At 71.6% G+C, this 1,405-nt stretch carries 2 protein-coding genes and 1 other RNA gene; all 3 read left to right on the top strand.

The annotated features are described in order from the left end of the window. Positions 1 to 415, top strand: a 415-nt coding sequence (msrB, locus tag P0084_RS18460; RefSeq protein ID WP_308918365.1) for a peptide-methionine (R)-S-oxide reductase MsrB, incomplete at its 5' end; no start/stop codon positions are given. Between the two features lie 57 nt (positions 416 to 472). Further along, positions 473 to 970: a 2-thiouracil desulfurase family protein gene (locus tag P0084_RS18455; protein WP_308918364.1), complete on the top strand. Its 498-nt coding sequence runs from the start codon at positions 473 to 475 to the stop codon at positions 968 to 970. A 145-nt stretch (positions 971 to 1,115) separates the two neighbouring features. Then, positions 1,116 to 1,272, top strand: a non-coding RNA gene (ssrS, locus tag P0084_RS18585) — 6S RNA. Positions 1,273 to 1,405: the final 133 nt, after the last annotated feature.

Raw genomic sequence — 1,405 nt, 5'->3', positions numbered from 1 at the left:
CGGCCGTCCCGGGGGTGCCTTCGCGTTCGAGCTCACGGACGCCCAGTGGCGCGACCGGCTGACGGAGGCCGAATATGCAATCCTGCGCGAAAGCGGGACCGAGCAGCCCTTCTCCTCGCCCCTGGACGGCGAGACGCGGCCCGGCACCTATGCCTGCGCGGGCTGCGGCAACGTCGTCTACGACGGCGCCCACAAGTTCGACAGCGGAACCGGCTGGCCGTCCTTCTGGCAGGCCCTGCCGGGCGACGTGGTGGGCGAGCGTCCCGACCCCGCCATCCTGGGTCTGGCCATCGAGGCCTATTGCGGCCGCTGCGGGGGCCATCTGGGCCACGTCTTCGACGACGGCCCCCCGCCCACCGGCCTGCGACACTGCATCAACGGGATCGCGCTGGACTTCCAGCCCGCCACCGCATGACGGACCCCGCCGCCGGGACGGCGACCGCTCCGCCCCCCGACCCATAGGCCCGCATGGATGGAACGCGTCCTCGTCTCCGCCTGCCTTCTCGGCCGCCCGATCCGCTACGGCGGCGGCGACGAGCGGTCCGGGGCGGTGGCGATCCTGGAACGATGGCAGCGGGAAGGTCGCCTCGTCCCGGTCTGCCCGGAGGTCGCGGTCGGGTTCCCCACGCCCCGCCCGCCGGCCGAGATCCGTCTGACGGCGGAAACCGGGCGGTCGCCGGGCGACGACGTCCTCGCCGGCCGCGCCCGGGTGATCGAAGCGACCGGCGCGGACGTGACGGACCTCTACAGGCGGGCCGCGCACGACACCGCGACCCTCGCCCGGCGGCACGGTTGCCGCCATGCGATCCTCACGGACGGATCTCCGTCCTGCGGATCGACCTTCGTCCATGACGGGACGTTCACCGGGGCATCGGCGGCTCTCCGACGGGCGGGCATCCTGGTCTGGCCGCAGGGCCGGATCGCCGGGTCGGACGCCCGACTTAGGCACGGCGCCCCCGACCCAAGCTAGGGACACGGGCTGGCCGCGGCGCCCGCGGCATCGGACGGCGCGTCTGCCGTTTCGTATGCACGGGGGGTGTACGGGGGGTGTACAGGGGGTGTACGTCGTTATCCCCGCTTGAACCGCCCCGACGGCGGCCCTAACTCGTGTGTCGCGGGTTCTGCTCTTCTCGTCACACGTGGCGAAATTCCGGTGGCCTTAAGCAATTCCGAGGGGGCTGGCTCTGGCCGGATCCTGGTCCGGTTATCCGGCGCCCACCTGTATATACAGGTCCTCGGGAATGTCCGCCCGACGGTTGCTGCGGTTCCCGCGCCTTACCTTCCCAACAGCCAGATCGGTGCTGGCCGAACCGGCGCGGATTCGAGAAGCGTCACCATGGGTCCCAGACTTGCCCCGGCGGCATCTCAAAACCCCCGAACCGGCCCTGATGAAGCGCCCCAGCTG

The organism is Jannaschia maritima, from assembly GCF_030973515.1.
In the GTDB taxonomy this organism is placed as follows: Bacteria; Pseudomonadota; Alphaproteobacteria; order Rhodobacterales; family Rhodobacteraceae; genus Jannaschia; species Jannaschia maritima.
The sequence above is the reverse complement of the archived record's forward strand: the minus strand, read 5'-3'. Positions and strand labels throughout refer to the sequence as shown.

Bases quoted from the DNA above. Each gene is read 5' to 3' on its own strand.
- P0084_RS18455 (WP_308918364.1), top strand. From the start codon at position 473: ATGGAACGCGTCCTCGTCTCCGCCTGCCTTCTCGGCCGCCCGATCCGC.